22 protein-coding genes are annotated in these 24,155 nt (G+C 38.8%); all 22 read left to right on the top strand.

Annotated features, from left to right (window positions below; all coding sequences use genetic code 11):
* The first annotated feature begins 2 nt into the window (after nt 1-2).
* Nucleotides 3-908, top strand: coding sequence for an acetaldehyde dehydrogenase (acetylating) (locus tag BM260_RS13680; protein WP_093537910.1), 906 nt, complete (start codon nt 3-5; stop codon nt 906-908).
* Nucleotides 901-1,929 carry a 4-hydroxy-2-oxovalerate aldolase gene (dmpG, locus tag BM260_RS13675; RefSeq protein ID WP_093537909.1) on the top strand — a complete coding sequence of 343 codons (1,029 nt, stop codon included), beginning with the start codon at nt 901-903 and terminating at the stop codon, nt 1,927-1,929. Before BM260_RS13680 ends, dmpG begins: the two co-directional genes overlap by 8 nt.
* Nucleotides 1,926-2,954 (top strand): DctP family TRAP transporter solute-binding subunit, encoded by a 1,029-nt coding sequence (locus BM260_RS13670; RefSeq protein ID WP_093537908.1) that lies wholly within the window; start codon nt 1,926-1,928, stop codon nt 2,952-2,954. The genes dmpG and BM260_RS13670 overlap by 4 nt, the downstream gene beginning before the upstream one ends.
* A gap of 62 nt (nt 2,955-3,016) precedes the next feature.
* Nucleotides 3,017-3,520, top strand: coding sequence for a TRAP transporter small permease (locus tag BM260_RS13665; RefSeq protein WP_175496303.1), 504 nt, complete (start codon nt 3,017-3,019; stop codon nt 3,518-3,520).
* Entirely contained in the window at nt 3,517-4,788 is a 1,272-nt protein-coding gene (locus BM260_RS13660) for a TRAP transporter large permease (RefSeq protein ID WP_093537906.1), read from the top strand. Before BM260_RS13665 ends, BM260_RS13660 begins: the two co-directional genes overlap by 4 nt.
* A 15-nt stretch (nt 4,789-4,803) precedes the next feature.
* Entirely contained in the window at nt 4,804-5,754 is a 951-nt protein-coding gene (locus tag BM260_RS13655) for a C-terminal binding protein (protein ID WP_093537905.1), read from the top strand.
* Between the two features lie 397 nt (nt 5,755-6,151).
* A complete protein-coding gene (locus BM260_RS13650; RefSeq protein WP_093537904.1) occupies nt 6,152-6,511 on the top strand; it encodes a hypothetical protein in 360 nt (119 codons plus the stop codon).
* A 233-nt stretch (nt 6,512-6,744) separates the two neighbouring features.
* Nucleotides 6,745-7,569 (top strand): M55 family metallopeptidase, encoded by an 825-nt coding sequence (locus BM260_RS13645; protein WP_093537903.1) that lies wholly within the window; start codon nt 6,745-6,747, stop codon nt 7,567-7,569.
* 12 nt (nt 7,570-7,581) lie between these two features.
* Nucleotides 7,582-8,517 (top strand): ABC transporter permease, encoded by a 936-nt coding sequence (locus BM260_RS13640; RefSeq protein ID WP_093537902.1) that lies wholly within the window; start codon nt 7,582-7,584, stop codon nt 8,515-8,517.
* Nucleotides 8,517-9,464 carry an ABC transporter permease gene (locus BM260_RS13635; RefSeq protein WP_093537901.1) on the top strand — a complete coding sequence of 316 codons (948 nt, stop codon included), beginning with the start codon at nt 8,517-8,519 and terminating at the stop codon, nt 9,462-9,464. The genes BM260_RS13640 and BM260_RS13635 overlap by 1 nt, the downstream gene beginning before the upstream one ends.
* Nucleotides 9,465-9,469: 5 nt before the next feature.
* Nucleotides 9,470-10,594 carry an ABC transporter ATP-binding protein gene (locus BM260_RS13630; RefSeq protein WP_093537900.1) on the top strand — a complete coding sequence of 375 codons (1,125 nt, stop codon included), beginning with the start codon at nt 9,470-9,472 and terminating at the stop codon, nt 10,592-10,594.
* A gap of 56 nt (nt 10,595-10,650) precedes the next feature.
* On the top strand, nt 10,651-12,303 hold the full coding sequence (locus tag BM260_RS13625; RefSeq protein WP_093537899.1) for a peptide ABC transporter substrate-binding protein: 1,653 nt from the start codon (nt 10,651-10,653) through the stop codon (nt 12,301-12,303).
* 135 nt (nt 12,304-12,438) lie between these two features.
* Complete coding sequence (locus BM260_RS13620; RefSeq protein ID WP_093537898.1) at nt 12,439-13,362, top strand: S66 peptidase family protein; 924 nt, start codon at nt 12,439-12,441, stop codon at nt 13,360-13,362.
* Nucleotides 13,363-13,375: 13 nt separating this feature from the next.
* Nucleotides 13,376-14,458: a dipeptide epimerase gene (locus tag BM260_RS13615; RefSeq protein WP_093537897.1), complete on the top strand. Its 1,083-nt coding sequence runs from the start codon at nt 13,376-13,378 to the stop codon at nt 14,456-14,458.
* 11 nt (nt 14,459-14,469) lie between these two features.
* On the top strand, nt 14,470-15,393 hold the full coding sequence (locus tag BM260_RS13610) for a C40 family peptidase (RefSeq protein ID WP_093537896.1): 924 nt from the start codon (nt 14,470-14,472) through the stop codon (nt 15,391-15,393).
* A gap of 11 nt (nt 15,394-15,404) precedes the next feature.
* Nucleotides 15,405-16,364 (top strand): ABC transporter ATP-binding protein, encoded by a 960-nt coding sequence (locus tag BM260_RS13605; protein ID WP_093537895.1) that lies wholly within the window; start codon nt 15,405-15,407, stop codon nt 16,362-16,364.
* Nucleotides 16,365-16,672: 308 nt separating this feature from the next.
* Nucleotides 16,673-17,728 carry a ribosome small subunit-dependent GTPase A gene (rsgA, locus tag BM260_RS13600; RefSeq protein ID WP_093537894.1) on the top strand — a complete coding sequence of 352 codons (1,056 nt, stop codon included), beginning with the start codon at nt 16,673-16,675 and terminating at the stop codon, nt 17,726-17,728.
* A gap of 218 nt (nt 17,729-17,946) precedes the next feature.
* Nucleotides 17,947-18,420, top strand: coding sequence for a CtsR family transcriptional regulator (locus BM260_RS13595; RefSeq protein ID WP_093537893.1), 474 nt, complete (start codon nt 17,947-17,949; stop codon nt 18,418-18,420).
* A 16-nt stretch (nt 18,421-18,436) separates the two neighbouring features.
* Complete coding sequence (locus BM260_RS13590; protein WP_093537892.1) at nt 18,437-18,985, top strand: UvrB/UvrC motif-containing protein; 549 nt, start codon at nt 18,437-18,439, stop codon at nt 18,983-18,985.
* Nucleotides 18,975-20,069: a protein arginine kinase gene (locus tag BM260_RS13585; protein ID WP_093537891.1), complete on the top strand. Its 1,095-nt coding sequence runs from the start codon at nt 18,975-18,977 to the stop codon at nt 20,067-20,069. Before BM260_RS13590 ends, BM260_RS13585 begins: the two co-directional genes overlap by 11 nt.
* Nucleotides 20,066-22,516: an ATP-dependent Clp protease ATP-binding subunit gene (locus tag BM260_RS13580; RefSeq protein ID WP_093537890.1), complete on the top strand. Its 2,451-nt coding sequence runs from the start codon at nt 20,066-20,068 to the stop codon at nt 22,514-22,516. Before BM260_RS13585 ends, BM260_RS13580 begins: the two co-directional genes overlap by 4 nt.
* Before the next feature lie 157 nt (nt 22,517-22,673).
* On the top strand, nt 22,674-24,044 hold the full coding sequence (gene radA, locus BM260_RS13575; RefSeq protein ID WP_093537889.1) for a DNA repair protein RadA: 1,371 nt from the start codon (nt 22,674-22,676) through the stop codon (nt 24,042-24,044).
* Nucleotides 24,045-24,155: the final 111 nt, after the last annotated feature.

The following is a 24,155-nucleotide window of genomic DNA, read 5'->3' as shown; positions in this document are numbered from 1 at the left end:
ATATGATAAAAAGAAAAGTGAAATGCGCAATTATCGGCTCTGGAAATATCGGAACGGATTTAATGTATAAATTACTTCGTAGTGAATTACTTGAGCCAACTGTAATGGTAGGAATCGATCCACAGTCAAAGGGCTTAGCTTTAGCTAAGGAACATGGTTTGACTCCCGTATATAACGGAATTGAAGGATTTAAAGAAATTCATGAGAAAGCGGATATTGTGTTCGAAGCGACTTCTGCTAAAGCTCATCTTACAAATGCAAAAATACTAAAAGAACTTGGTAAAAAAGCGATTGACTTAACTCCAGCAGCTGTTGGGCCATTTATTATTCCATCTGTAAATTTAGAAACCTCTGACGTTACTAATTTAGATAACGTGAATATGGTTACTTGCGGTGGACAGGCAACAGTACCGATTGTTAAAGCCATCTCGAATGTTGTGAATGTTTCATATGCAGAAGTTGTTGCAGCTATTTCTAGTAAGAGTGCAGGACCAGGAACTCGACAAAATATAGATGAATTTACGGTAACAACGGCTAAGGCCTTAAAAGAAGTAGGCGGAGCTAAGGAATCTAAAACGTTAATTGTATTGAATCCTGCGGAGCCACCAGTTCTTATGAGAAATACCATTTTTGTAAAAATAGAAGATCATTCAGAAGAACTATATATACAAATAAGAGAATCAATAGATCAGATGGTGAAAGTATTACAGGACTATGTACCGGGATATCGCTATAAATCCGAACCGGTTTTCAAAGGAGATTTAGTCACTGTCCAAGTTGAAGTAGAAGGAATGGGCGATTTCTTGCCAAAATACTCTGGAAACCTGGATATAATTACATCCGCTGCAGTTCGAACTGCTGAAATTATGGCAGAGGCTATGAATAAAGAGGTGAAGATAAATGGGTAAGCAATTAGTTATAAATGATGTAACGCTTAGAGATGGAATGCACGCTATTAGTCATCAGTACTCCAAAGAGCAAATTGCGGAGTTAACTAGATTACTAGATGATTCAGGCGTAGATATTATTGAAGCAACACATGGAGATGGTTTGGGAGGCAGTTCCATTCAGTATGGCTTCTCTAAAGAAACTGAAGATGACATTATACGTACAGCCGTTGAAAATGCTAAGAATGCTAAAGTAGGTGTCTTATTATTACCAGGTGTTGGGACGATTGAACACTTAGAAAATGCTCACCAGTTGGGTGCTCAAGTTGTACGTGTGGCAACTCACTGTACCGAGGCGGATGTCTCTGAACAACATATAAAAGCGGGAGTAAGACTAGGAATGGATACAGTAGGGTTCTTGATGATGTCCCATCGAACATCACCAGAAAACTTACTCGAAGAAGCAAAAAAAATGGAATCATATGGAGCGCAAACAATTTATGTTGTTGATTCAGCGGGTGCATTAACGATGGATGATGTTAGGAGTCGAGTATCACTATTTAAACAACATCTTTCAACAAAAATTGGATTCCATGCACATAATAACCTATCCCTTGGAGTTGCTAACTCGATTGTTGCTATTCAAGAAGGTGTAGATAGAATTGACGCGAGTCTAGCTGGCATGGGTGCGGGTGCAGGGAATGCTGCACTAGAGCAGTTAGTGGCAGTGATGAATAGAATGGGAATTTCACATAATGTGGATTTATACAAAGTTATGGATGCGGCAGAAAATGTTATGAAACCAATGATGGTCCGTCCTGTGCAAATCGATCGTTTGAGCTTAATGCTTGGTTATACCGGAGTTTACTCTAGCTTCTTATTATTTGCAGAACGCGCAGGTAAAGAGTATGGGGTAGATGCACGAGATATTTTAGTCAAAATTGCGGAAATGAATGCAGTTGGTGGACAAGAGGATTGGATTATTGGGGTAGCGCAAGATTTAGCAAAGGAAAAACAAATTAAAAGGGGTATCGAGATATGAAAAAATGGGGTTTATTTAGTCTAATATTTGCACTTTTAGTACTACTTGCAGCATGTGGGGATGAATCAGGTAACTCAGAAGCAGATACAAATTCGAATAGTGACGACGACACATATGTAATTAAAGCTGGCCATGCGGCATCAGAAGATCATTTTGCACAAGGATCGTTTGAAAAATTTAAAGAATTAGTAGAAGAAAAATCAGACGGTAAAATTAAAGTAGAAATTTACCCAAATGGTCAACTTGGTGGAGAGCGTGAGATGGTAGAAGCTATACAATTAGGCAACTTAACTATGGCTGCTCCTTCAAGTGCTGTTTTAACATCATTTGCTTCAGGTATGTATTTATGGGATCTACCATTTCTATTTGAAGATGCAGCGATGGCGCATGAAGTATTAGATGGTGAAGTAGGGACAGAAGTGTTAGACAGTCTATCAGATGTAGGAATTAAAGGATTAGGTTATTGGGAAAATGGTTTCCGTCATTTAATGAATAATACGCATGAAGTTTCTACCATTGAAGGAATGAAAGGATTGAAAATTCGTACACTAGAAAGCCAACAACAAATACAAATGTGGAATGCAACAGGCGCTAATGCTACTCCAATTGCATTTACAGAACTTTATTCTGCATTACAACAAGGTACAGTGGATGCTGCGGAATCACCACTTGCATTAATGTATGCTCAAAAATTTCAGGAAGTCCAAAAATACTTAACATTGACTGGTCATCTATACTCACCTTGGCCAGTAGTCATTAGCCAAAAATTCTTTGATGATTTACCAGCAGATTTGCAACAAGTTGTACAAGATGCTGTTGATGAAACACGTACATTCAATCGTCAATTATCAGCAGAAGATGAAGCAAAATCACTTGAATTACTTCAAGAAGGCGGTATGGAATACGTAGAACTTACTTCAGAAGAAAAAGAGAAGTTTAAAAAGGCAATGGAAGTTGTATATCCTGAAATTGAAAAGTTGGTTGGAGAAGATTTATATAAAAAATTAATGGATGCAGTCGAATAACGAGAGCAATGATAGGGCAGTCAGTGGGCTGTCCTACATTAGTACATAAGGAGGGTTTTCTAATGAAGTCATTTGCAAAAGTTTTAAATAACTTTGAAAAAACTCTCGTAACATTATCGATGTTCTTGATGGTAATTTTAATCTTCTTACAAGTATTTTCTCGTTATGTTATGGGCGATGCAATAGGTTGGACTGAAGAAGCTTCTCGTTATTTATTCATATGGTTGATATTCTTATCCATTGGAATTTCATTTATTGAAAAAAAGCATATAAGTATAGATATTGTTTTAGATCGTCTTCCTTTAGGTTTTCAAAAGGCAATTCAACAGTTTGTTTACTTACTTTTGTTGGTTTTGTCGGTATTTTTGTTAGTCCAAGGACTAGATTTAATTGAAAATATGAGGAGTTTTAACCAAAAGTCTGCAACTCTTCAAATTCCAATGTGGATAGTTTATTCTGCACTACCTGTTGGATTCCTGTTCTCTATCATTAGAATTATCCAAGCTTCTATCCTTCTTTATACTGGTAAGGCTTCCAATAATAAAGAGGAGGATACAATTATATGAGTTCAGCATTAGTATTATTTGGCCTTTTAATATTGTTTCTACTATTATCTGTTCCAGTAGGTTTTGCACTACTACTATCCAGTTTAGGAACAATACTTCTAACTGATATTTCCTTGCCTTTTAGTTTATTGACACAAGTAATGATTACAGCGAATGATTCTTTCCCGCTAATGGCGATACCATTTTTCATCCTAGCGGGTGTATTGATGGGACGAGGGGGAGTTTCCGAGCGGCTACTGAATATAGCTAATTCGTTTGTGGGACACTACCGTGGTGGATTTGCTATTGCAGCGGTATTAACTGCAATGTTTTTCTCCGCAATATCAGGATCAGGTCCTGCAACTGTTGCTGCAATTGGGACTATTATGATTCCAGAAATGGTGAAAAGAGGGTATAACAAATTATTTGCTACTGCCCTTATTGCGGCTGCAGGTACAATAGGAATTGTTATTCCTCCAAGTATCCCACTTGTAATTTATGGGGTTTCTTCAGGAACTTCTATTGGGAACTTATTCAAAGCTGGTATTATTCCTGGAATTTTAATGGGCTTTGCGTTAATGTTGTGGGCATATTTACATGCTCGTAAGGAAAACTATAAACCAGATCCAAAAGCAACATGGAAAGAAAGATTTGAAGCTATTAATAAAGGAAAAGGCGCTATATTAATGCCAGTGGTAATTCTTGGTGGTATTTATGGTGGGATATTTACACCAACTGAAGCAGCGGTCGTAGCGGTTGTTTACGGACTAGTATTAAGTTTCTTAGTTTACCGTGAGCTGAACTGGAAACAAACAATTGCAATTTTCTATGATTCAGCTATTTCTACCGGATCAATTATGTTAATTGTCGCAGCAGCAGCAGTTTTTGGACGCATTTTGGCACTTGAACAGATACCAAATACAGTCGCTGCAAGTATTATGCAAATTACCGATAATCCGATTGTATTCTTATTATTGGTGAACTTATTACTATTAGTCGTAGGTACATTCATGGAAACGATAGCAGCGGTAATTATATTGACTCCAATTTTACTTCCTCTAAGTGCTCAAATGGGTGTTGACCCAATTCACTTTGGAATTATTATGATTGTCAATCTAAGTCTAGGATTTATAACACCGCCTCTCGGATTAAATCTATTCGTAGCTTCCAGTATATCGAATATAAAAATTGAGCCATTGTCGAAAGCTATAATGCCTGGTTTCTTGGCTTTAATTTTATCATTACTTATTATTACGTATATTTCTTGGATTTCATTAGTTCTAGTATAAAAGGGGTAGTATAGTATGTTTAAAGTAACTTTAATAGATCATGAGTGGGAAGATTTGTTAATTGAAGAAAGTATGTTAAGTGAAGCAAATGTTCAATTTACTGTGCTGCAGTCTCGGGATAAAGCAGAGATCATCCAAGCTGCACAACAGTCAGATGCCATTATTATACTCTACGCAAATATTGATAGAGAAATTATGGAAGCTGCACCGAATCTAAAATTGATTTCTCGATTTGGGATAGGTATTAATATGGTTGATGTTGAAGCAGCAACAGAATTAGGGATTCAAGTTGCAAATGTGAATGACTATTGTGTAGATGAAGTCTCGGATCATGCACTTGCTTCCATTATGGCTGCAGCACGAAATTTATTCGTTTATTATGAAGACACAAATGCAGGTGGATGGGATTTTAAAAAAGCGCAGATACCATTGCGTGCAAATAAAGCTATAGTAGGATTGCTTGGGTATGGGAAAATACCTCGTCGTTTAGGGCAAAAGTTAAATGCGATTGGGTACAAAGTAAAAGCATATGATCCCTTTATTTCTGCAGGTAAGATGGAGGAAGATGGAGTTGTTAAGGCAACGTTTGACGAAATTATGATAAGCAGTGATTTTGTCTCTATACACGTCCCATTAATTAAAGCCACGACTCATTTAATCGGAGAACGCGAACTAAAAATGATGAAGAGATCAGCATTTATTATTAATACTGCTAGAGGGCCAATAATAGATGAAAAAGCCCTTGTAATCGCATTGGAAAATGATGAAATAGCCGGAGCTTTTTTGGATGTTACAGAAGAAGAACCTCTTCCAGAGACACACCCGCTCCGTAATCTTAAACAAGTTGTTTTGACGCCGCATGCAGCTTGGTATTCAGTAGATGCTTTCAGAGAAATTCGTGAAAAAGCAGTAAGAAATGTAGTTGAAAAGTCGGAGGGTAAAAGCCCAACATATTTACTGAATTAAACTGGCTCCTTCCTCATTATAGGGAAGGAATCTAGTTTTTTAAGTTATTTCAGATCATTTAGGTCTATTAATAATTCTTAATTTTGTATAAATGAAAATAGTTATATGATACTATCCAATTGTCTGTTTATAAATGGACTTCATGATTGTAACAAGAGGTGGCGTGTCTAGTGGAAACAGCTCGAGAAAGTAGATGCCAAGTCATGGAAGGAACCCACTCTAAATGGAAATCAAATTTGTTCAGACTTTAAAAATAATTACTTCATTAAGAAATTAACTGAGTTCTATAAAGAAGTGTTATTCTTTTTTTATTTTCATTCAATGGGGATGTTTGTCTAGTTAGTTTCTTCTCCTCTTGCATTTACTAATAGTAGTGCAAGAAGGAGGTGAATTAACAATGAATCAACATCAACATCAACAACCCTGTTCCTGTAATCCTTGTCAACAAAAGCAGTGGCAACAACCAGCTGCTCAACCAGTTGTTTGTCCTCCGCAATACCGAGTGCGTGATTCGTTCTTACCTAGAATGCAGCCTGTTATCCATCCAATTGTAAATGTGAATAGAGAGCATATCGTAAACGTTCCTCAGCACTTTTACACAGTTACAAATCAAAATGTAATGGTACCCGGCAGTCAACAGGCATTTCCTATGCAACAAGGACAGTTTCCACAACAATCATTTGGTCAACCATACGGACAACAGTTTGGGCAACAACAATTCGGACAGCAACAGTTCTTCCCAGGTCAGAATAGATAATTCATCTGTATTCTAGTTTTCTTCGTTATGAAGAAAACAACAGCAAATGCCTTTATATCAAAGTGCATTTGCTTTTTTATTATTATTTTAATGTAAAGCTTTTCTTTCTAATCATTCGATACAATGTATCTATGTATTTAGATGTATTGTAATATTCAGTATATTTTGATAAAGTTTATAATTATTTCGGTTTCTAAAAGAAAGAGAAAAGTAGAAAGATATGGGGGAATAATATGAAGCTATTTTTATCGGTCGATATGGAAGGAATAACAGGTTTGCCAGATTACACGTTTGTAGAGTCCAACAAGCATAATTACGAACGTGCGAGACGTATAATGACTCAAGAAGCAAATGCCATTGTGGAAGGTGCTTTATCAAAAGGTATAAAAGAAGTACTAGTCAATGACAGTCACTCTAAAATGAATAATCTCCTGGTAGAAGAATTACATCCAGATGCTTCCTTAATCACAGGGGATTTTAAGCCTTATTCAATGGTGCACGCACTAGATGAAACGTATTTAGGAGCTGTTTTTGCAGGTTACCATTCACGGGCTGGACAACCCGGTGTAATGAGTCACTCGATGATATTTGGGGTTCGTAATATGTACATAAATGAAGTAGTAGTTGGAGAACTTGGATTAAATGCATTTGTAGCAGGATATTATGGTGTGCCAGTTATTATGGTGGCAGGAGATGACGGTGCGTGTAGGGAAGCGGAAGACCTTCTACCTGGCGTCGTGACTGCAGTGGTGAAGGAGTCTATTTCTCGTTCAGCTGTTAAGACCTTACATCCTTTAAAATCACAGGCCTTGCTTAGAGAGAAAATAGTGGAGGCTATAGAAAAACGAGATCAAATAATGCCTCTAACTCCTCCTGAAAAACCAGTACTAAGAATTGAATTTGTAAACTATGGTCAAGCGGAGTGGGCGGCTTTAATGCCGGGTTGTGAAATTATAAAAGATACTACAGTGGTGGAGTTTAAAGCGAAAGATATTTTAGAAGCATATCGAGCAATGCTTGTTATGGTGGAATTAGCGTTACAAGCTAAATTCTGTTAAGGGGGCTTTTGAATGGGAAAATATATTGTTAAGCGTTTTATCATGATGATTGCGACAATTCTCATCATCGCTACATTAACCTTCGTATTGATGCACTTAATACCCGGTTCTCCATTTGAGGGAGAGCGGACGACTAATCCTACCATTCAAGCAAACTTAGAAAAATTTTATAAACTAGACGAACCCCTTCATATTCAATATTTAAGTTATTTAAAATCCATTGTCACATTTGACTTTGGGCCATCTATTAAGAAGCCGAATGAATCCGTAAATGAATTGTTAGCGCGGGGATTCCCGATTTCCTTTGAACTTGGGATGGCTACTATTTTAGTAGCTTTGCTTTCAGGGATCATACTGGGTACGATTGCTGCACTTCGACATAATGGTCTGGTAGACTACTTTGCCATGACATTTGCAGTAGTTGGTATATCTGTACCTAACTTCGTACTTGCAACATTACTTATTCAACAACTTGCTGTGACCTGGGACTTGCTACCGGCAGCAACCTGGTCTAGTCCGTTACATATGATATTGCCTATAATAGCCCTTGCAACGGGACCTACCGCTATTATTGCTCGCTTAACTAGATCTAGTATGTTAGAGGTGCTTACACAAGATTATATTAAAATGGCCCGTGCTAAAGGATTATCTCCCGTACGGATAATTGTTCGCCATGCATTAAGAAATGCACTTATGCCAGTTGTAACAATTTTAGGGACGATGCTTGCTGGAATACTAACAGGTACTTTTGTAATCGAGCGTATTTTTGCCATTCCAGGTATGGGGAAATATTTCGTGGAGAGTATTAATAATCGAGATTACCCCGTAATCATGGGTACAACTGTGTTTTATAGTGCATTTCTAGTGTTCATGCTATTCATTGTAGATATTGTCTACGGATTACTGGACCCACGTATAAAATTACACCGAAAAGAAGGGGATGCCTAATGACAAATTCACAAGAAGTAGTGTCCCCACAGCATGTAAAAGATGAGTGGTTTCAACCTCTACCAAAGAAGCATGGAGGAGCAGAAACGGTTGTAAGACCCTCATTATCCTACTGGAAAGATGCTTGGCGTCGATTACGAAAAAATAAATTGGCAATGGGCGGATTAATTTTTCTCATTTTATTGATGCTTTTCTCTATATTTGGTCCTATCTTTTCTCCATATTCGGTTACCGCTACTGATTACCCTAACCAAAACCAACCTCCATCTGCTGCTCATTGGTTTGGTACCGACGAAGCAGGAAGAGATGTGTTTACAAGAACCTGGTATGGTGCCCGTATTTCTATATTTGTAGGAGTAATGGCTGCGCTTATCGATTTCTTTATTGGCATTATTTACGGTGGTATTAGTGGTTATAAAGGTGGACGTACGGATTCCATTATGATGCGAATAGTAGAAGTACTTTATGGATTACCCCATTTGTTAGTTGTTATTTTGTTAATGGTTATCATGGGAGCAAGTTTAACGACAATCATAGTAGCTCTTACTGTTACAGGATGGGTAGGAATGGCGCGTATTGTTCGAGGACAGGTACTACAAATAAAAAACTATGAGTTTGTAACAGCCTCCAAATCGTTTGGTGCTAAGAGCTCTAGAATTATCCGGAAAAATTTATTGCCGAATACAATGGGTCCTATTATAGTTCAAATGACACTTACAGTTCCAAGTGCAATCTTTGCGGAAGCTTTTCTAAGTTTTTTAGGCTTAGGGATAGCAGCTCCATTTGCAAGTTGGGGTGTTATGGCAAATGATGCACTTCCTGTTATATTATCTGGTCATTGGTGGCGCTTATTCTTCCCAGCATTGTTTATTTCTTTAACGATGTTCGCCTTTAATGTACTAGGGGACGGACTTCAGGATGCGCTAGATCCGAAGCTTAGGAGGTAGATTGGATGAATGAACAACAGTTAGATATTGCAAAGGAACATGTAAAACAGCGAGTTAATGAAGTAGATAAATCACTTCCAGTAGGTACCTCTGAAACGCAAAGGAATAGAAAGAAAACAAAGAAGGTAAGGTCAGATGTAAAAGTACTTCAGGTAGATAATCTTCAAGTTTCTTTTCGAACGTATGGTGGAGAGGTAGAAGCTGTTAGGGGGGTTAGTTTCGATCTTCATCAAGGGGAAACACTGGCTATAGTAGGGGAATCAGGATGTGGAAAAAGTGTTACTTCTAATGCCATTATGGGGTTAATACCGGAGCCTGCCGGGGTTATTAAGAATGGTAGTGTTCTTTTTAAAGGGAAAGAGTTGACGGGGATGTCGAAGCCGCAACTGCGGAAAATTCAAGGGGTAGACATATCGATGATTTTCCAAGATCCTATGACAGCACTAAACCCAACGCTCACGATTGGGGAGCAATTAACAGAAGGGCTTCGAACGCATAAAAAAGTAAGTAAACAAGAGGCGAAACAAAAAGCGATAGAAATGTTGGAACTGGTAGGAATTCCCAATCCTAAAGAGCGCTTAAAGCAATTTCCTCATCAATTTTCAGGAGGAATGCGACAAAGAATTGTGATTGCTATTGCGCTCATATGTGAGCCGGAGCTCCTAATTGCGGATGAACCAACTACCGCACTAGATGTAACGATCCAAGCACAAATATTAGAACTCTTTGAGGAGATTCAACAGAAAACGAATATTTCCATTATATTAATCACTCATGACCTAGGAGTCGTTGCGAAAATAGCTGATCGAATTGCCGTAATGTATGCCGGAAAAGTAGTAGAAATTGGGGATAAACGTGCAATATTTTACACACCGGAGCATCCATATACAAAAGGGCTTTTAAATTCAGTTCCTCGTCTGGACTTGGTTGAGGAAGAATTACAACCAATTGAAGGGACGCCACCAGATTTATTTTCACCACCTAAAGGATGTCCTTTCACGGCAAGATGTCCGTATGCAATGGAAGTATGTGATCATGTTTATCCTTTTACGACAACGATATCTGAATCACATGCGGTTGATTGTTGGCTTCAGGACGAACGTGCAAAAGTATTACAAGAGTTATCTTAAAATAGGATGAGCGCGCTTAAGTGCATTCACATATATATTACAAAGGGGGAACTAAGATGAAGAAATGGTTAATGTTATTTGTAGTAGCATTATTTGTCCTTGTGTTAAGTGCTTGTACAGCCACGAAAGATGCGGGTGAAAAAAAGGAAACTAATACAGGAAACGAAGGAGAAGAGAAGGAAACAGCAGTAGAAACTGAAACAGAAAAAATACTCAAATTAAATAATGGAAATGAACCAACATCATTTGATCCATCTGTAGGATTTGATGCGGTTTCTTGGAATGCATTGAATAATCTAATGGAAGGACTTGTACGGCTGTCAAAGGACCATGTAGCAGAACCTGCAACAGCTGAAAAAATTGATGTTACAGAAGATGGTCTAACGTATACATTTACAATTCGCGACGATGCGAATTGGTCTAATGGTGAGCCTGTATTAGCAAGTGATTTCGTTTATGGTTGGTTGCATATGTTAAATCCGGAAACAGCTTCCCCAGCGGCATTTTTAGCGTATTTCATTGATGGAGCAGAAGCCTATAATAGTGGGGAAGGCGCAGCTGAGGACGTTGCTATTAAAGCGGTAGAGGAAAAAGTATTTGAAGTGAAATTAAATGCTCCAACAGAAGCATTCTTAAACATCATTACTAACCCAAGTTTCTTCCCAGTTAATGAAAAAGTGGCTACTGAGAATGCAACCTGGTATACAGAAGCAGATACATTCGTAGGAAATGGCCCGTTCAAGTTAACAGCATGGGAGCATGATGTAAGCTTTACATTTGCAAAAAATGAAAATTATTGGGATGCCGATACTGTAAAGCTGGATAAAGTGGAATGGGCTATGGTTGATGATTCCAATACCGAATACCAAATGTACGAAACAGAGGAATTAGATGTATCTGGTGTACCGGCGGAATTGGCAGATCAGTTATTGGATTCTCCTGAATTGAAAAATGAAGATCAAGCAGGGTTATATTTCTACCGTTTCAACGTATCACAAGAGCCTTTTACAAATAAAAAAATCCGTCAAGCTTTTGGTTTAGCGGTTGATCAACAAGAAATCGTAGAGTTTGTAACGAAAAATGGCGAAAAACCAGCAGAGGGCTTTGTTCCTTATGGATTTGTAGGGCCTGATGGTAAGGAGTTCAGAGAAACAGCTGGTAAACTGGTAGGCTTTGATGCAGAAAAAGCAAAATCACTTTTAGCTGAAGGTATGAAAGAAGAGGGTTACACAGAGTTACCTGAAGTAACGTTAACTTATTCTACAAGTGATACTCATAAGAAAATAGCGGAAGCACTGCAAAGTAAATTTAAAGAAGTTTTAGGAGTAGATGTAGTATTACAAAATGTAGAAGCAAGTGTGTTTGCGACTGAGCAAAAAGAGTTTAAATACCAATTGTCTCGCTCTTCCTTCTTATTTGACTATGCAGATCCAGTGAATGCTTTAGAAAGCTTCATCACAGGTTCCTCTATGAACCGTACTACTTGGTCAGATGCAAAATTTGATAAACTAATCGCTGATATAAAAAATGAAACAGACGAAGCAAAACGTTGGGAAATGCTTATTCAAGCAGACGCGTTATTAATGGACGAAATGCCAATTTTCCCAGTACATTATTACAACCAAGTAACACTTGAAAAACCAACAATTTCAGGAATCGTAAGACATCCAGTTGGATATATGGACTTAAAGTGGGCTGACAAAGAATAGTTGCCAGAAAAGCCCTAGCAACTATGCGAAAGCTGCGGTGCCTCATTTGGTACCGCCCTTTTCTTTCCTATTAGATATGTTAAAATTTGCAGTGAGTTGGTTTATCAAGGCTTCATTATAAAGGAGAAATTACATATGAAAATCCGTCCAAAACGATTGCAAAAAGGAGATACTATCGGTATTATTGCTCCTTCAAGTCCACCGAATCTAGAGAACTTAAAGGGCTCTTTTGCTTTTTTAGAGGAGCTTGGCTTATCTTATCAATTAGGAAAAAGTCTAGAAAATGTACATGGCTACTTAGCTGGCACTGATGAGGAACGTTTAGAAGATTTACATGAGATGTTCGCTAACCCAAATATTGCAGGCATTATTTGTGCCGGTGGAGGCTATGGTTCTGCACGTTACACAGATCAAATCGATTTTCAATTGATGCATGAGAATCCAAAGGTTTTTTGGGGTTACTCTGATATAACTTTTCTACATACAGGTATGAATCTATATTCGGATATCGTCACCTTCCATGGACCAATGTTAGCTTCAGATGTGGGAAAAGATACGTTCTCCGAGCTATCCCGAAAAATGTTTCAGCAGTTGTTTAATCCAATGGAGCTATTTTATACTGAAGCAATCTCTCCATTGACACAAGTTTCTCCAGGTATCGTAAGAGGGGAACTTACAGGAGGAAATTTATCATTACTTGCTAATGGTGTAGGTACAAAATATGAGGTAGATACAAAAGGAAAACTTCTCCTGATAGAAGATGTAGGGGAAGAGCCTTACAAAGTAGATGGTATGCTAAACCAACTACGCCAAGCTGGTATTTTAGATGCGGCAGCTGGGTTTGTCATTGGGGATTTTAGTGGTGCAGAACCTAAAAAAAGGCCGGTTACTTTGTCGTTAGACGAAGTGTTTGATCACTACATTGGAAAATTAGGTAAGCCTGCAGTGAAAGGATTTAAAATAGGACATTGCGAGCCTCATTTTGCCGTCCCACTTGGAATGGAAGCAGAATTGGATGCGGATAACTTATCTCTAACTATATTACCTGGAGTTGAATAAGGAGGAGACGAGATTGTATATAAAATCAATTGAAACCTTTGATGTGGCAGTCCCTCTAACTAAACCATTTAAAACTGCTCTACGAACTGTGACGACGGCTTACTCAGTGTATGTAACTATTACGACGAGTGATGGCATAGTAGGTCATGGAGAAGCTCCACCGACACATGTAATTACAGGCGAGTCGATGGACAGTATTCGATACGCTATTAACGAGATAATTGCACCTCAATTGATTGGTATGAACATTTTACAAAGTGAGCAGATATTCCAGAAACTAAACACAGCCTTAGTCAGAAATACAAGTGCTAAAGCGGCATTAGATATGGGCATATACGACATACTTGCTAAGCATTCAGGTCTTCCTTTATATCAATTTCTTGGAGGTTATCGGAAAAAGCTAGAAACCGATTTTACAGTTAGTGTGAATGACCCTAGCGAGATGGCGGATGATGCAGAACAGTATATAAAGGATGGATTTAAAGTTCTAAAGGTCAAGGTAGGTATTGGTGAGATAAAAGATGATATCCAACGCATTCGTGCTATTCGAGATCGTGTGGGAATGACGCCAAAGTTAAGGCTCGATGCTAACCAGGGATGGAATGCTAAAGAGGCCGTAAAAGCAATAAGCTTAATGGAGGATACAGGACTATCAATTGAATTTGTAGAACAGCCAGTTCCTGCTTGGGATCTCGAAGGGCTAAAATATGTTACCGATCATACATATACTCCAATTATGGCGGATGAAAGTGTTTTTTCTGTGCAGGATGCTAAACAAGTTCTAAAAATGCGAGCTGCTGATTTGATAAATATAAAGCTGATGAAATCGGGTGGCATTTATCACGCCCAAAAAATAAATACACTTGCAGAGGCAAGTGGGGTGAAATGTATGGTAGGCAGCATGATTGAAACGAAATTGGGAATCACAGCGGCTGCTCATTTTGCAGCTAGCCAGCCGAATATTCGATATTTTGACTTTGACGCACCGTTAATGCTAAAAAATGATTTAATAGTCGGTGGTGTTATCTATGATAAGAGTGATATGACCTTCTCCAACGAACCAGGATTAGGGATTGTTCATGTGAATTTGGATTAGGAGGCAAAAAGATGCCAGTGGAAAAGAAAGAGTGGGTTTGTGCTGTAAAGGTGGGAACTATTTGGACTGAACCAAACTCTGCCAGGGAGATAGATATTCCGGCAATCTCAAATCCTGTGTTATTGGTGGAATGGCTTGAGGCACTACCGTATAAAGAAAGGTTAGCTTTATGTGATGAAAATCGTGTGCAAACGCAGCTACTTTACGGAGAACCAGTGCTTGTGGAGGAGATAGTAGGGGAATGGGCAAAAGTTGTTGCCATTTGGCAGCCCTCTAAAAAAGATAGTCGTGGTTATCCAGGTTGGATCCCGCTTTCGCAAATACAACCTACAAAGCAAGTGGATGCCAAGGGTTCCGCCAGAGTTTCTTCTGCAAAAGTACAGCTCTGGGATTTACAACATAATCCGCTACTCGTTTTAGCCTTTAATACTATTCTACCGATAATCTCAGAGGATGAAGTATTTTATACCGTTCTTACGCCACACGGCAAAGCGTTATTATCGAAAGTACATGCCCAATTTGCATCTTCTGTGGATCAGATTCCGAAGAGGTCTGCAGAGGAAGCGGTGGCTTTAGGGGTAAATTATTTAGATTTACCATATCTATGGGGGGGCATGTCTCCATATGGCTATGATTGTTCGGGTTTTTCGTACAATATGTTGAAGGCTTGTGGTTATATAATTCCTCGAGATGCAAGTGACCAGGCTAAATCGGGAGAAGAAATTTCTATACAAGACCCTTCGCTTTGGAAAAAAGGGGATTTACTATTTTTTGCGAATGATGAAGGGACGGGAACGGTAAGGCATGTTGGGTTCTATTATGGGAATGGCCAACTATTGCATTCGCATTCAACGGGGAAAACAGTAGAAATTTTAAGGCTAGCAGGATCTGTGTTAGAAAAGGAGATTTGTGCAGTTAGAAGATATGCCGTTTAGGGGGGATTTAAATGACGGAAAAAGTTCTATTGTCTGTTCAAGATTTGAAGCGCCATTTTGACATTGGACATGGGGAGACGTTGAAGGCTGTTGATGGGATAAGTTTTGATATCGTCAAAGGGGAGACATTTGGTCTAGTGGGTGAATCTGGTTGTGGTAAATCCACAGCAGGTCGAACTATTTTAGGATTGTACAATAGAACAGAGGGAAAAGTTCTGTTTGAAAATGAAAATGTGCATGAGATGACTGACAAAGAAAGAAGAGGTTACTTGAAAAAGATGCAAATGATCTTTCAGGATCCGTATGCATCTTTAAATCCACGTTCCACTGTGTTTGAAATTATTGCTGAACCGATGGAAATACATAAACTATACAAAAAGGAAGAGTTAAAGTCTAGAGTGTATGAATTACTAGAGGATGTGGGCTTGAACAGAGACCACGCTAATCGATATCCTCATGAATTTTCAGGAGGTCAGCGTCAACGTATTGGCATAGCTCGAGCGCTTGCATTAGATCCTGAGTTTATCATTGCTGATGAGCCTATTTCAGCTTTGGATGTGTCAGTTCAAGCTCAAGTAGTGAAGCTGCTCCAACGACTACAAAAGGAAAAAAATCTAACCTATTTGTTTATCGCACATGATTTATCGATGGTCAAGTACATCTCTGACCGAATAGGGGTCATGTACCTAGGGCATATGGTAGAAATGACCACTAGTAGCCAGTTGTATGAAAATCCACTACACCCGTATACACAGGCTTTGTTATCTGCGATTCCGATTCCAGATCCTGACATAGAGGAGTCACGAGAACGTATTCTTTTGCATGGAGAGCTTCCGAGCCCCATTAATCCACCTTCAGGTTGTGTGTTCCGTACGAGATGTGCACATGCTATGTCCATTTGTACGGAAAAAAAGCCAGCTTGGAAGGAACAGGAACCAGGTCATTTTGTAGGATGTCATCTTTATAATTAATAATGATACCCATATTACAAATACGTATCTTGCATAATTTATATTGACAAAATGCTAATACTTGTAGTATTCTGAAAATAACGAAAAGAAAGGAGTGAGGCATCATGGCAAATGAATATACGTATCCACGAATCTGTAAGTTTATGATGTCCCACTCCGTATGTCTCTAACCAGATATATGCTTCTTTACTAATGACCGGGGAACCATGGCTGCAGATTCGTGCAGTCATGGTTTTTTTATTGTTTAGCTTATAGCTCTATTAATGTGGCTTGGGCATTATTCATACGGAAATTAGGGGGAAATTGAATTGAATTTAATCGAACAATATGGTTGGAATAATAATTGGGAAGAAAAAATGACAGGTAGTGGAACTGCAGGTCGCGTATTACTGGAACATAAAAATTTATATAGAGTTATGACCAATGAAGGAGAGCTACTATGCTCACTTTCTGGGAAATTTAAATTTGGGAATGATAGAGAAGCATATCCGGCAGTTGGAGACTGGGTAGTGCTCGATCGGATGCCTGGTGAGGAAAAGGGGATAATCCATGAAGTACTTCCTCGCAGTTCACAGTTCTCTAGGAAAATGGCTGGATTGACGACAGAAATTCAACTAATTGCGGTAAACGTTGATTTTGTATTTCTAGTGATGTCGCTTAATCATGACTTCAATGTCCGTAGATTAGAGAGATATCTATTGGCAGCATGGGATTCAGGGGCGACCCCCATCGTGGTATTAACGAAAAAAGATGCTTGTGAAGACCTAGAATATTATATGAAAGAAGTAGAGGCTATTGCATTTGGTGTGGATATATTCGCAGTGAGTAGTGTGACCGGCGAAGGTATCGATCGATTAGGAAGTCTATTAGCCTCTCATAAAACAGGTGCACTTTTAGGTTCTTCCGGAGTTGGGAAATCATCCTTGATAAACGCCTTGTCAGGTGTAGAAGTAATGACTGTCAATCATATAAGAGAAGATGATAGTAAAGGGCGCCATACAACCACTCATAGAGAGTTGACGCTGTTACCTGAAGGTGGCTTACTAATCGATACACCTGGTATGAGAGAGTTTCAACTTTGGGATACAAGTGATGGGGTGAGTGCTAGTTTTCAGGATATCGAAGACCTAGCATTAGATTGCCGTTTCCGTGATTGTCAGCATGGAAAAGAGCCTGGTTGTGCAATTCAGGAGGCTATTGACAATGGTACTCTTAAACAAGAACGATACAAGAGTTATGTAAAACTGATGCGAGAGCTTGCGCATATCGACCGCAAAAGCGATGCTGCAGCCAAAAAAGCAGAAACGAATAAATGGAAGCAAGTTACGAAGTCTCAACGAAATAATTATAAAAAGAAAATTTAATTTAGCTGTAGCTATAGAAGGTTCAATTAGTCATTCAAGAAAGATAAAAAAGTTTTATTGAATAGGAATAGTCATAATAATATATCCTAAACTACAAACAATGGTTTGTAGTTTTTTCTTGTTTTTAAGTGCAAATCGTATCAATTGCACATACAAAAAATTCTCGTTATAATATAGTCAAAGTTAGTCAAAGTCAGTTTGTGAGAAGAGGTGAGAAGATGAAAAATATATCTGACATAATTGAAGGGTATTTGAAGGCTATTATAGAAGAAGGAAGTAAGGAACAAATCGAAATTAAGCGAAGTGAAATCGCGGAGAAGTTTCAGTGTGTTCCATCTCAAATAAATTATGTAATCAATACACGATTTACCCAAGATCGCGGATACTTAGTAGAAAGTAAACGAGGTGGAGGGGGATATATTCGAATCCTCCGCGTTCGAGCTCATACAAAAGCTGATCTAATAGAGCATATTATACAAACACTAGAAAATGGGGCTTCAGAATCGGTCACGGAAGATATCGTTTTTCGATTAATCGATGAAGATGTTATTACTAAACGTGAAGCAAAACTCATTTTAGCAGCTTTAAATAGAACGACTCTGGTGATTCCGTTACCTGCCAGAGATGAACTAAGGTCTCGTATTTTATGCGCCATGTTATTAACGTTAAAATATGAAAAAAGTGAAAAATGAACGGGGTGTGTTAAAGGTGATTTGTGAAAATTGTAAACAAAGACCGGCGAAAGTAACGGTTACCCAAGTGCATAATGGTGAACATCTTGAAAGACATTATTGTGAAGTCTGTGCAAATAGCCTCCACCCGTTTTACGTTGAGTACAAACAAGATCCATTATCTTTACATCAACTATTATCGAACTGGTTTAGTCAAACAGAACAACAACCAATGCAACAAAAACAACAAAAAAATATAATTGTATGCGATGAATGTGGTTGGTCGATCCAGCGTTTTTTAGATGAAGGAAAATTTGGTTGTGCGAATTGTTATAACAGTTTTCGCCCTCAGTTACCGAATGTATTTAAGCGACTTCATAATGGAAACACGAAGCATACCGGGAAGGCTCCAGGTGCATTAGGAGAGAAGATTGCTTTAAAGAAACGTATAGAAGCCATTCGCACTCAAATGAAAGATGCCATTGCCACGGAAAGTTTTGAGGAAGCCGCAAAGTTGAGAGATGAAGCCAGAGATTTGGAAAGTCAACTTTCAACAGGAGGAGGTGACCAAACGAATGTCAATTGAACACTTTTTAGATAACTCCATTTCTAGTTGGATGGCTGGTGTTGGACAGCATTCAGATATCGTGATGAGTACAAGAATACGCTTAGCTAGAAATCTGAATGGCTATCGTTTTCCTTTAGCATTTACAGAAGACGAGGCGCATAAAATTGACCAATCTGTATCTGCCACTTTGTTAGATGCAAGTGACGAATTAGATATGCAATTTTCTTCCATTCATATAAAGGATGTATCGGAACTAAGTCGCCAAGTGTTAGTAGAGAAACATTTAATCAGTCCAAAGCTCGCTAACTCGCCTATGACTGGCTCGGTTTTATTATCCAATGACGAATCGGTTAGTGTAATGGTCAATGAAGAGGATCATATTCGTATACAATGTCTTTTTCCAGGGCTTCAAATTCAAGAAGCCTATGCACAAGCAGATGTGTTAGATCGTGTATTAGATAAAGAATTACCATATGCGTTTGACGAGCAGTTTGGTTATTTGACAAGTTGTCCTACAAATACAGGTACTGGCTTGCGTGCATCTGTCATGATGCATTTACCGGCATTAACGATGACCAAACAAATGAACAGAATTGTTACGATCATTTCAAGACTTGGAATGGTTGTTAGAGGAATTTACGGAGAAGGTAGTGAAGCGCTCGGTAATGTATATCAAGTGTCCAACCAAACCACACTTGGTAAGTCAGAAGAAGACATACTTGCTGATCTTCAGAGTATTACCGAACAAATTATTCAAAAAGAAAGAGAAGCACGAGATGCACTTCTAAAGCATTCGGCCAATACACTAGAAGACCGACTATATCGATCTCTAGGAACTTTATCATTTGCCCGTATCATGGCAACGGATGAAGCAGCGAGATGCCTATCGGATGTACGATTAGGAATAGATATGGGACTCATAGAAGATGTTGATGTATCTATCTTGAATGAATGTATGGTGTTTATGCAACCAGGATTTCTACAAAAATATGCAGGAACTTCATTGAATACTTCTGAGCGGGATATGTTTCGCGCGAAGCTGTTAAGGGAAAGATTGCAAAAAGAAGAAAAACAGAAAACAAAGGGAGAGGAATCTGAATGATGTTTAATCGTTTTACACAAAGATCTCAAAAAGTATTACAACTAGCTCAAGAAGAGGCTATACGCTTGAAGCATGAATCTATTGGAACAGAACATATATTACTTGGTCTTATCCGAGAAGGTAGTGGAATTGCTGCAAAAGCATTAGAGGCAATAGAAGTAGATTTAAAAGTAATTGAAGCAGGGATTGAGGAACTAGTAGGAGCAGGCAAAGAAGAAGTTGGCCCAATTGTTAACTACACTCCTCGTGCTAAAAAAGTGATTGAGCTTTCCGTAGATGAATCTCGAAAACTTGGGCATTCATACATTGGAACAGAACATCTATTGCTTGCATTAATCCGTGAAGGAGAAGGCGTAGCTGCTCGTGTACTAAATAATGCAGGAGTAAGTTTAAACAAAGCTCGTCAACAAGTACTTCAATTATTAGGTAGTACAGAGCAAGCGCACGGCAATGGTAACAATGGAACAGCTCCAGCTAGTACACCGACACTAGATGGTCTAGCTCGTGACTTAACACAAATTGCAAGAGAAGGTACATTAGATCCTGTAATTGGTCGTAGTAAAGAAATTACAAGAGTAATTGAAATCTTGGCTCGTCGTACAAAAAACAATCCAGTTCTAATTGGAGAGCCAGGTGTTGGTAAAACGGCTATTGCTGAAGGGCTTGCACAGCAAATCGTCCAAAATGAAGTGCCAGAAATCCTACGCGATAAACGTGTAATGACACTAGATATGGGGACAGTTGTTGCTGGCACAAAATATCGTGGGGAATTTGAAGATCGTTTGAAAAAAGTGATGGATGAAATTCGCCAAGCAGGTAATGTTATCCTATTCATTGATGAACTTCATACGTTAATTGGTGCTGGAGGAGCAGAGGGTGCTATTGATGCTTCGAATATTTTGAAGCCTGCTCTTGCTCGTGGAGAAATTCAATGTATTGGTGCAACAACATTGGATGAGTATAGAAAATATATCGAAAAAGATGCCGCGCTTGAACGTCGTTTCCAACCAATTCAAGTAGATGAGCCTTCAGTAGATGAAGCGATTCAAATTATTTACGGTTTACGTGATCGTTATGAAGCTCATCATCGTGTGAAGATTACGGATGCAGCGGTTGAAGCAGCCGTGAAAATGTCAGATCGTTATATTTCTGATCGTTTCTTGCCAGATAAAGCAATTGACTTAATAGATGAAGCGGGTTCTAAGGTACGCTTACGTTCATATACAACACCTCCTAATCTAAAAGAATTAGAAGCTAAACTAGAAGCAATCCGATCTGAAAAAAATGCATCAGTTCAAAGTCAGGAATTCGAAAAAGCTGCATCATTCCGTGATAAAGAGCAGAAGCTCAAAGATGAACTAGAGAAAATGAAAAACAATTGGAAAGAAAAACAAGGAAAAGAAGAATCTGAAGTAACAGTAGAAGATATCGCGGCAGTCGTTTCTATGTGGACTGGGGTACCGGTGTCTAGATTAGCACAAACGGAATCTGAAAAGTTACTAAAACTAGAAGATAAGTTGCATGAAAGAGTAATTGGTCAAAGTGAAGCAGTGGATGCAATTTCAAGAGCTATTCGTCGTGCTCGCGCGGGATTGAAGGATCCGAAACGTCCTATTGGTTCGTTTATCTTCTTGGGACCTACTGGTGTAGGTAAAACGGAGCTTGCTCGCGCTTTAGCAGAAGTGATGTTCGGAGACGAAGATGCAATGATTCGAGTAGATATGTCTGAGTACATGGAAAAACATTCAACCTCTCGTCTAGTTGGATCTCCTCCAGGATATGTAGGTTTTGACGATGGTGGGCAATTGACAGAAAAAGTACGTCGTAAACCATACTCTGTTATCCTATTAGATGAAATTGAAAAAGCACATCCAGATGTCTTTAATATTCTTCTTCAAGTGTTAGAGGATGGACGATTAACAGACTCTAAAGGTCGCACAGTAGATTTCCGTAATACAGTAGTAATCATGACATCAAACGTTGGTGCGGATGCACTTAGATTCAATAAATACGTTGGATTTAACTTAACAGAAGGTGGCAAAACGGATTATAAAGATATGAAAGGCAAAATGCTAGAAGAATTGAAAAAAGCATTCCGTCCAGAATTCTTAAACCGTTTAGATGAAATGATTGTGTTCCATTCGCTTGAAAAAGAGCATTTAAAACAAATTGTTTCACTTATGACAGAGCAATTATCTAAACGTTTGAAAGAACAAGGCATTGAATTAGAAATTACAGAAGCAGCACAAGATAAAATTACAACTGAAGGATATGAACCAGAATATGGTGCACGTCCTCTACGCCGTGCAATTCAAAAACATGTAGAAGATCGTCTATCCGAAGAACTTCTTAAAGGAGAAGTATTAGACGGGCAACATGTAATATTTGATGTAGAAGACAATGAATTTGTGGTTCGCAGCACTAAATCGTTAGTTACAGAAGGTTAATATAGCGGGCATTCCGAAAAATATTTCCGGAATGCCCTTTTTAACTTTTAGCTCTGGAAGCAGCAGTTCGATCGCTGCAGACTGGTCAATAAAGACAGAGGTAGGGATTATTGCAATTCTTTCAGAGGCGCTTGTGCTTTTCATAGTAGGAGGTATTATGGCTAAAAAGAAAACGAAGTTTATGTGTAATTCATGTGGATATGAGTCCGCAAAATGGATGGGAAGATGTCCTGGATGCGGTGAATGGAACACAATGGTAGAAGAAACGGAAATAGTATCCAAAGGCCCGAAACGCTCGTTTCAGCATTCAGATGGCACAGCACAGAAGGCGACCCCAATAATTTCAGTAGTAACAGCTGATGAACCACGAGTGACGACTGACTTTGCTGAACTGAATCGTGTGCTGGGCGGTGGTATTGTCCCTGGGTCGTTAATATTAATAGGTGGAGATCCGGGTATTGGTAAGTCGACCCTTCTTTTGCAGGTTTCTGCATTACTTGCGAATAAAGGAGAAAGAGTACTGTATATTTCGGGAGAGGAATCCATCCGTCAGACGAAGCTTCGGGCAGAACGTTTAGGGGTAACATCAGCAGAGCTTTATATCTATGCTGAAACCAACTTGGAGTTAATCAATGAAACTATTGAGAGTGTAGAGCCAAAATTTGTTATTGTCGATTCTATTCAAACTGTTCATCATCCCGATGTAACAAGTGCACCGGGAAGTGTATCACAAGTTCGAGAGTGTACAGCAGAGCTAATGCGGATTGCCAAAACTAAAAATGTAGCAATCTTTTTAGTGGGACATGTAACAAAAGAGGGACAAATTGCAGGACCACGTATATTGGAACATATGGTAGATACCGTTTTGTACTTTGAAGGAGAACGCCACCATACGTATCGTATTTTAAGATCTCAGAAGAACAGATTTGGCTCTACGAATGAAATCGCCATTTTTGAAATGGTCCAATCCGGATTAAAAGAAGTACTTAATCCTTCTGAATTATTTCTGCAGGAGCGGTCTCATGGAGCAGCAGGATCTGCAATTGTTGCCTCGATGGAAGGTACCAGACCTATTTTAGTAGAAATTCAAGCATTAGTGACTCAATCTAGTTTTAATTATCCGAAACGTATGGCTACTGGTATTGATCAAAACCGTGTTTCCTTACTAATGGCAGTACTGGAAAAACGAATGGGATTACTACTCCAAACGCAAGATGCTTATATAAAAGTGGCGGGAGGAGTAAAATTAGATGAACCTGCGATCGATTTAGCCGTCCTAGTAAGTATCGTCTCAAGTTTCCGAGATACAGGGGTTACACCAACGGACTGCTTTATCGGAGAAATTGGTTTAACTGGAGAAGTGAGAAGGGTGTCTAGAATTGAACAGCGTGTTCAAGAGGCTGCAAAGCTTGGCTTTAAAAGAGCGATTGTACCGGCCTCAAACCTCGGAGGATGGGATTACCCTCCGGGCATTCAAATTATAGGAATCGAAACAGTTAACGAAGCGATGAAAGAAGCATTTTCATAATAATAAGGCATTCTATATGTCTAGCTCTGGTGTCCAACCGATCGAGTCTTTTCAAAATGCCGGATAAAGGCAAAGGAAGCCTTTATCCAGCATTCTTCCATTATTTTTGGG

The organism is Psychrobacillus psychrotolerans (assembly GCF_900115805.1).
In the GTDB taxonomy this organism is placed as follows: Bacteria; Bacillota; Bacilli; order Bacillales_A; family Planococcaceae; genus Psychrobacillus; species Psychrobacillus psychrotolerans.
This window is presented reverse-complemented; position numbering and strand designations above follow the sequence as displayed.